Annotated in this window: 8 protein-coding genes, 1 tRNA gene and 1 pseudogene; 2 read left to right on the top strand and 8 right to left on the bottom strand. The window is 60.5% G+C overall.

The genetic code is table 11. From position 1 onward, the window contains the following. Positions 1-95 precede the first annotated feature (95 nt). Positions 96-1,496: an IS1380 family transposase gene (locus tag LHW45_10610; GenBank protein ID MCB5286020.1), complete on the top strand. Its 1,401-nt coding sequence runs from the start codon at positions 96-98 to the stop codon at positions 1,494-1,496. A gap of 616 nt (positions 1,497-2,112) precedes the next feature. Here LHW45_10610 and LHW45_10605 read toward each other — a convergent pair. The 7 genes and pseudogenes from LHW45_10605 to LHW45_10575 all read right to left on the bottom strand — a co-directional run bounded on the left by LHW45_10605 (position 2,113) and on the right by LHW45_10575 (position 5,886). Further along, positions 2,113-2,559 (bottom strand): hypothetical protein, encoded by a 447-nt coding sequence (locus tag LHW45_10605; protein MCB5286019.1) that lies wholly within the window; start codon positions 2,557-2,559, stop codon positions 2,113-2,115. Positions 2,560-2,569: 10 nt separating this feature from the next. Next, positions 2,570-3,334 (bottom strand): annotated as a pseudogene (locus tag LHW45_10600) (relaxase/mobilization nuclease domain-containing protein). After that, positions 3,331-3,642, bottom strand: coding sequence for a hypothetical protein (locus LHW45_10595; protein MCB5286018.1), 312 nt, complete (start codon positions 3,640-3,642; stop codon positions 3,331-3,333). The pseudogene LHW45_10600 and the gene LHW45_10595 overlap by 4 nt, the downstream one beginning before the upstream one ends. A gap of 139 nt (positions 3,643-3,781) precedes the next feature. Further along, complete coding sequence (locus LHW45_10590; protein ID MCB5286017.1) at positions 3,782-4,057, bottom strand: helix-turn-helix domain-containing protein; 276 nt, start codon at positions 4,055-4,057, stop codon at positions 3,782-3,784. Between the two features lie 339 nt (positions 4,058-4,396). Continuing rightward, positions 4,397-4,473 (bottom strand) — tRNA-Pro (locus LHW45_10585). A gap of 47 nt (positions 4,474-4,520) precedes the next feature. Continuing rightward, positions 4,521-5,537 (bottom strand): AmmeMemoRadiSam system radical SAM enzyme, encoded by a 1,017-nt coding sequence (gene amrS / locus LHW45_10580; protein ID MCB5286016.1) that lies wholly within the window; start codon positions 5,535-5,537, stop codon positions 4,521-4,523. Between the two features lie 67 nt (positions 5,538-5,604). Beyond that, entirely contained in the window at positions 5,605-5,886 is a 282-nt protein-coding gene (locus LHW45_10575) for a hypothetical protein (protein MCB5286015.1), read from the bottom strand. A gap of 180 nt (positions 5,887-6,066) precedes the next feature. Here LHW45_10575 and purM point away from each other — a divergent pair, with 180 nt between their 5' ends. After that, positions 6,067-7,131 carry a phosphoribosylformylglycinamidine cyclo-ligase gene (purM, locus tag LHW45_10570; GenBank protein ID MCB5286014.1) on the top strand — a complete coding sequence of 355 codons (1,065 nt, stop codon included), beginning with the start codon at positions 6,067-6,069 and terminating at the stop codon, positions 7,129-7,131. 51 nt (positions 7,132-7,182) lie between these two features. On the opposite strand, the gene LHW45_10565 is transcribed toward purM, so the two are convergent. Next, positions 7,183-7,296, bottom strand: coding sequence for a DUF3108 domain-containing protein (locus tag LHW45_10565; protein ID MCB5286013.1), 114 nt, complete (start codon positions 7,294-7,296; stop codon positions 7,183-7,185). Positions 7,297-7,306: the final 10 nt, after the last annotated feature.

Genomic DNA, 7,306 nt, shown 5'->3' with positions numbered 1-7,306 from the left:
ACACAACATCAAAGTTGGCATATCGCCTTGTTTTTGTTTACAATCACATCCAGTCACTACGTCATGAACGTTTCACCCATTTGGTGGAGGGCTGGATGTCCAACTCAAAGAGAACCAAAGCAAAATTCATCGACGATGTCCAGGTCACGAACGACTGTCTGACAAGCCGGGCCGGGCTCAACCTCTTTGCTCGCTACCTTCGTGGGATTGGCCTTTTCCCCCACATCAACCGCCTTTTCGGCTCCATGCGCAAGAACCCCAAGGGCACGCCTATCGATGAGCTTTGCAAGCAGGTGCTCTGCTTCCTCTTCGACGGCACCAGTCGACACCTGGCCCACTTCGATGTCCTGGCCAAAGACCCCGGCTACGCAGCCGCTATCGAAACAGACATCAATGGCATGGCCTCTTCGCATACCGTCAAGCGGTTCTACCAAGCCTTTTCCGCACAAAGGACCTACCTTTTCCGTCGTCTGTTGCAGCACCTGTTTCTCTGGCGACTCAATATTGCCAACCCTGAGGTGATCGAACTGAATATCGACACCATGGTCATGGACAACGACCAAGCCCCGAAACGAGACGGTGTCAAACCCACATACAAGAAAGTCCTGGGCTTCCAGCCGCTCCAGATGACCTGGGGTCGGTATATCATAGACGCCGTATTCCGTGGCGGCGACAAGCATTCCCTCAACGGCGACTCGGCCCCGAACATGATCCGCCACGTGGTGCGCATGATCCGTACCCGTTACAGCGAGACCGTCCCTATCATCATTCGCATGGACTCCGGATTCTTTGACCAGGACCTCTTCGCCGAGATGGAGCGCCTGAATATTGGCTTCATTTGCGCGGGCAAATTCTACGGCGACATCAAGGACATGATCGGGTCACTCCCCGAGACCGTCTTTCAGCATCACTTCGGCAAGACCGACGAGGATGTCTGGCAGTGCTTCGAGTTCAGCGACCGCCGCAAGTCCTGGGCAAAATCCTACAGAGCCATCTTTTGGAGGCCTCTGCTGGAGGAGAAGCAATTCTTGCTCCCCGGATCGCGACCCGGCACCATCGTCTATACCAACCTCGGCATGGGCGGTGTCGTCGATCAGCAGCTGCGGAAGGCTGGCCGTGAATTCATGACCGAGACCGATGCCATCATCCACTCCTACCACCAACGCGGCGCGGACGAACTGGTGCACAGGGCATTCAAGGATTTCGGCTTCGAGGAGTTGCCGTTCCAGCGCTTCGTGCCCAACGCCGCCTTCTATTACACCATGATCCTCGGCTTCTTCCTGTTTGAAGCGTTCAAGGAAGATGTGAGTGAGCCGGTGGTGCCAGTCAAGTCCTTCCCAACCACCTTGCGTCGTCGCTTGGTGGACGTTGCCGCCAAGGTGGTGTCCCATGCTGGCAAAACCGTACTCAAGGTCACGGCGATAGCCATGGAATCGTTGCGTTTCAAAGAACTGTGGGAGCGCTGCCTGAACGCTCCAAAATTCGTCTGGACCTGATCTGAACGCCCCGCTCCATGTCCAGCGAAGGGAGAGGTGCGTCCAACTTCCTGAAAAATCCGGTTTCACAACCGAAACGAGCAGCATTATCACGCTTCAGCGATCAAGCTGTCCCCATTCGCACCATTTTTGGAGTCAATCTTCTCCCGGTTTCTGCCGAGGAAGGCTTCAATGGGCCCCCTCCGCTCGATTTAGGTAGTCGATTATACCCGTTGGAGTCCAGTGGTGGCCAAGGGGGAGTACCCTGCCGCTCCGGCACGTGAAAACACCAAGCACATGAGCTACGCAATTCCATCGATGAGAAGGGGCTAGAGTTTCCCATCGTGCGATCTTGGGCTTGTATCCAGGGAGACATACTGGGCCGATCCCGCGCAACCCGCCGGGACAAAGTGCTCTTTCAGCTTGCCCCGCTCTGGGGATGAACTCGATGAGAGTATCTTGAAAATCCTTCCGAACATCGCCCGCAGCATCTTGTCAATAAATTGTATTTAATAACTTTTTATAAAAAAGCCAACCTCATTCAAGGGCAAAAGTCGTCTTTGCTTCTGTTTTCGCACGTAGCTACCCGGTTCCTCAAAGGGAGTCACGTCATGATCATTACCCACTCTTCGCTCCTTTATTGGCCGGAAAGACTGAGAAGCAACTCCCGGAGAATGGACCGCGTGATTTGGCCGGTGAAGAATGCCGTGAGGAGACTCGTCCCTAGAGCGGCCAGGATGATCATGGGAATCAACGCATACACACTGCGACGTGCTTCCTCTTGCATCGACTGCAAACCCTCCAAACGCTCCAGCAACCATCTCCAGAGCTTGGCTCGAGGTAATGACTTTTGTATTTCTTTAAGCTGAATAACCACTTGGTTCAACACCTCCCGGATCTCGGCCTGAGTCATCGCCGCTCCCGGGGTCATTGGCTCCCTGGGATTGACCGCAATCACTGCATCCCGAATCTCGTGCAACAGGGCCAACACTCCCTCGGCTCGGTCCATGGCCTTCGCCGCCTCTGTCTGCTGGGTCTGGCGCAGCCGCTCCACCTTGGAAACCGTGTCCGTCTCGTTGCTCATGCCGTATCTCCAGTTCTTTGATGACGCCCAAGGCCGCATATCTTCTGCCAAGCTGAGAACCCTTGGCCCGATAGCCGCCAAGCCCAAAGCTCAGCCCTCTCAGCGCTCCGGCCTTCCAGTTTTCTCTCACTTCAACACCAGTCAACTCCAAACGTGCTTTGAAATCATTGAAATCAACGGCTGCCTGCAACGCCGACTCAATGCGCGCCTGGAGAACGACCTTTTCAGGGGGTTCGCCCGTTCGGGCCAAACGCTGCACATGCCGGCTTGGCGGCTGTCGCCGAGGCAAACGCGCGGCCTCGCCCGGGGTCATGGCCCCGGGCCGCAGCCCCAGCTGACGTTCGATCATCTGGATTATTCGCGCGGAACGGGCGAAGTCGTTGCTATCCGCGACGCGTGCCGGTCGGCCGAAGCGATCTTGGCGGGTAGGATCAATGGACAGCGCGCAAATATGAAGATGCTGGCAGCCTGAATCCTCATGGACAGCTGAAAACCAAGGAACAGAGCCATAGCCCATTTGTTTCATGTAGTTGACCGCGACCCAGGACCATTGTTCCACTGTCAAACTCTCCCCCGGGGCCAAGCTCAAGGTCCGGTGCAGCACCGGCTTCGACAGGTCGCGGCGTGCTGCCCGCAGCCAAGCCACTTCCTGGGACAAGGCCGCCGGAGTTTTTCCGGCCAGGGTGCCCACAGGCAGCCGTTGCACACCGGGTTTGCCCAGGACATACTTGGCTAAGCCTCGAAACCCCGTGCCAGTGACTTTGTGGCCGATCATGCGGAAAGCTTCTCCCGAATCCTGCCGACGAAATCGCTCATCATGCCGAAATGCTCTGGTTTCACCTGTTGACTGTTCTCTTTGAGCAGGGTGAGCGTGGACAATAACTGCCCCAGCATTCCCCAGACCTCTTGGTTGATCGCAGGCCGCGCTGGGGTCAATCGGCGGCCCAGCGCCGCTTCGCGCATCCACGCAGAAAGCGGCAGGCCGCAGACCTTGGATCGCGACTGAGCCTCGGCATAGTCTTTCCCATTCAAACGCACGCCGACAATGTGTTCCAGGCGGTTTTTTTTCTTCGGCCGAGCCATCAGTCATGCCTTCCGGACGCCAGCCGACCGAGCCCAAAAGGCGACGGAGGCCACGTTTCCGTAAAACGGAAACATGCGTCCCTCCCCTCTGCTGCGAGGAAGGCGCAGATATGGTCGAACGAACAAGAAGTGCCCATGTTCAGCCAGCACCAATGTTTTTCCGGGGACGGCCGGAACGGCGAGGTTGCCGGGATTCCGTGCAATCGGTCTGTGCGGCCGGGGCCGCGCCCTCTATGCCCTGGCGTAGCGCTTCGGCTTCAAGCCAAGCGGTGACATCACGCTCTCTCCACAGCAGCTTGCCGCCAAGGCGAAGCGCGGGAGGCAAGGATTGACGGCGGTGTCTGCGCAAACGAATGCCGCGCGGGGTGGTTCTGAGAATTTCCGCCAACTCGCTGATCGTCAGCAGTGTCTCCACGATGCTTCACTCCATTCCCATCGAATTTCTCCCTTGACTAGAATTTGAAATGTCTTTTTGAAATCCGCATGATTCATCACTTGGATTCTCTTGCCGACCTAGCGCGCGAGCGGCGGATGCCGTTTTCGCATCTGGGCAGATGCCCCTCGCCGGATTTCGCAGACGGAGGAGCGCGACAGGGGCATGGAGACAATTTGGAGACGGTATCAGTGAAAGAGGAAGAAACAGCGGGGAAAAAACGGAGACAATATGGAGACAGTCAAGGTGGAAAATCGTTTCTGACGGTCGAAAAATGAAAAAGCGGAGTGGTCTTCAACCATCCGCTTTTCAATGCTTTCTTGGTCGGGGCGAGAGGATTTGAACCTCCGGCAACCAGCTCCCAAAGCTGGCGCGCTGCCAGACTGCGCCACGCCCCGACCGGTGGCGGTTGCTTACGTGAAAAGCCGTCCGCCCGCAAGGCGCGTCAGCCCAGGCCCACCCCGGCGATGGCCTCGCCGCAACGCACGCAGCGCCCGTCCTTGACCTCCAGCCCGGTGACCGCGAAGCCGAGACGGCGGATCACCACCTGGCCGCAGGCAGGGCAGAAGGTGTGCCCGTGCTCGTTGCCCGGCACGTTGCCCACGTAGACGTAGCGCAGACCGGCCGCGTTCCCGGCGGCCGCGGCGCGCTCCAGGCTGGCCAGGGGCGTGGGCGGCAGATCCTGCAGCTTGTACTGCGGGTGAAAACGCGACACGTGCCAGGGCGTGTCGGGGCCCAGCTCCCGGGCGATGAACCCGGCGATGTCCCGCAGTTCCCCGTCCGAGTCGTTGAGCCCGGGGATGAGCAGGGTCGTGACCTCCAGCCACCAGCCCAGGGACCGGATGCGGCTGAGGTTCTCCAGCACGGGCGCGAGCTTGCCGCCGCAGCGGTCCCGGTAGAACTCCTCGGTGAAGGCCTTCAGGTCGATGTTGGCCGCGTCCACCAGCCCCGCCAGTTCGTCGAGACAAAAGCGGGACATGAAGCCGTTGGACACGAGGATGTTCTTGAGGCCCCTCTCGCGGGCCAGCCGGGCGGTGTCCTGCACCAGCTCGAAAAAGACCGTGGGCTCGGAGTAGGTGTAGGAGATGCTGGCCGCCCCGCATTCCAAGGCCGCCGCCAGAAGCGATTCCGGGGTCGCCGGATGCCCTGCTATGCGCCCCCCCCCGCGCGGCGGCTGGGAGAGCGAGGCGTTCTGGCAGAAGGAGCAGGAAAAGTTGCAGCCGGGCGTGCCGAAGGAAAAGGTCTGGGTCCCTGGCTGAAAATGGTAGAGAGGTTTCTTCTCAACGGGGTCCAGGTTGGCCGCGGCCACCCGGTCGTAGACCAAGGTCAGGAGTGTCCCGGCCTGGTTCTCGCGCACGCCGCAACGGCCACGATCACCGTCGTCGATGCGGCAGAAATGGTTGCACAGGCGGCACTGGACCTTGCCGCCGCCCAGCGCTTCCCACAGCCTGGCCTCGCGCATGGTTCGCCTCCGGAGTATGCCGCCATTGTATCCCAGCCCCGGCGAAAAGCAACGGCGAGACGCGGAATCAGCGCCTGGTCCCCTTATTCGTGGCGTTGACCCCCACGTCCACGCCGATGACCATGTTCTCGTACCAGTCCCGTTCGGGCTGACTGCGCGGCACGGACTCGATGCGCAGACCGTCGGTGGCGTTCTCCGTGATGGTCGTGACCTCGTCGGCGTTGCGGGTGCCGAAGGTGTTGTCCTGCCTGTTCTTGGCCGTGTCCTTGTTGGGAAACTTTCCGGCGGCGGCGGGCGTCGAAAAGGCGACGGCCAGAACCAGGCAAAGGACGGCGACGAATGAACGCATGGCGGCTCCTCGCGGGGTTCGGAACCCCGTCTTCACGGGAAACACTGTCCCTCTTTTTCTCGAACCATGCAAGCTTCGCGCCGGGAGAAAGCGAGGAAATGCCTTGAACTCCGCGTCGCCTGGACTTATATTTTGGAACAGGCGCTTTGCCGACAACAGACACAGGAGAACCGCCCCCCCATGCCCAAGCGTACGGACGCCTACAAGGCCGCCGGAGTGGATGTCGAAGCCGCCGGCGAATTCATCTCGCGCATCAAGAAAATGGTTGCCGGAACCTTCACCAAGGGTGTGGTCACGGACATCGGCGGCTTCGGCGGCCTGTTCAAGCTCGACCTGAACAACGTGGAGAACCCCGTGCTGGTGGCCGGTACCGACGGCGTGGGCACCAAGCTCAAGCTGGCCTTCCAGTTCGACCGCCACGACACCATCGGCATCGATCTCGTGGCCATGAGCGTCAACGACGTCCTGGTCCAGGGCGCCAAGCCGCTGTTCTTCCTCGACTACTTCGCCACGAGCAAACTCGACACCGAGCGCGCCGTGAGCGTGCTCTCGGGCGTCGCCGACGGCTGCAAGCAATCCGGCTGCGCCCTGCTGGGCGGCGAGACGGCCGAGATGCCGGGCTTCTACGCCGAGGGGGAGTACGACCTCTCGGGCTTCTGCGTGGGCATCGTGGACGACCGGCGCATTGTGGACGGTTCGACCATCACCATTGGGGACCGGATTCTGGGTTTGGCCTCCAGCGGCCTGCATTCCAACGGCTACTCCCTGGCGCGCAAGGTGTTCGACGCCTCCGGCCTGAAGCCCTCCGACCCCTTCCCCGGCGACGAAGCCCGGACTGCGGCCGAGGTGCTCCTCCAGCCCACGCGGATCTACGTCCAGCCGGTGCTCAACCTGCTGCGCGACCTGACCATCAAGGGCATGGTGCACATCACCGGCGGCGGCTTCTACGACAACGTGCCGCGCGTCCTGCCCAAGGGCGTGGCCGCGAGCTTCAGCTTCGGTTCCTGGCCCGTGCCCCCGGTCTTCCGCTGGCTCAAGGAGCAGGGGGGGCTGGACTGGCCGACCATGCTCCAGACCTTCAACTGCGGCGTGGGCTACATGCTCATCGTGGGCAAGGACGTGGAGGAGGACGTGCGCAACAGGCTCAAGGGCATGGACCTGGAGGCTTACGTCATCGGCGAGATCGTCAAGGCCAAGTCCGGCCAGGAACAGGTGGTCGTCAGCTTCCCCGCCGAAAGCTACTGAGACCGCTCAGCGTCTTTCCATGGGCCGCCGGGAGTTCGCGCTTCCGGCGGCTCATTCGTTCCAGCCCGGCCCAACGTTCTCGATGCGGGTCAGCTCCAGCGTGAAGTGGCCCACGGCCACCTCGCTGCGGACCTTCACCGGCAGGCGGCGCTCGTCGGCAGAAATCCAGACGATG

The sequence above is a fragment of the Candidatus Cloacimonadota bacterium genome (assembly GCA_020532085.1).
GTDB lineage: Bacteria > Cloacimonadota > Cloacimonadia > Cloacimonadales > Cloacimonadaceae > Syntrophosphaera.
Note: the sequence above shows the minus strand (reverse complement) of the source record. Positions and strands in the feature narration are given on the sequence as shown.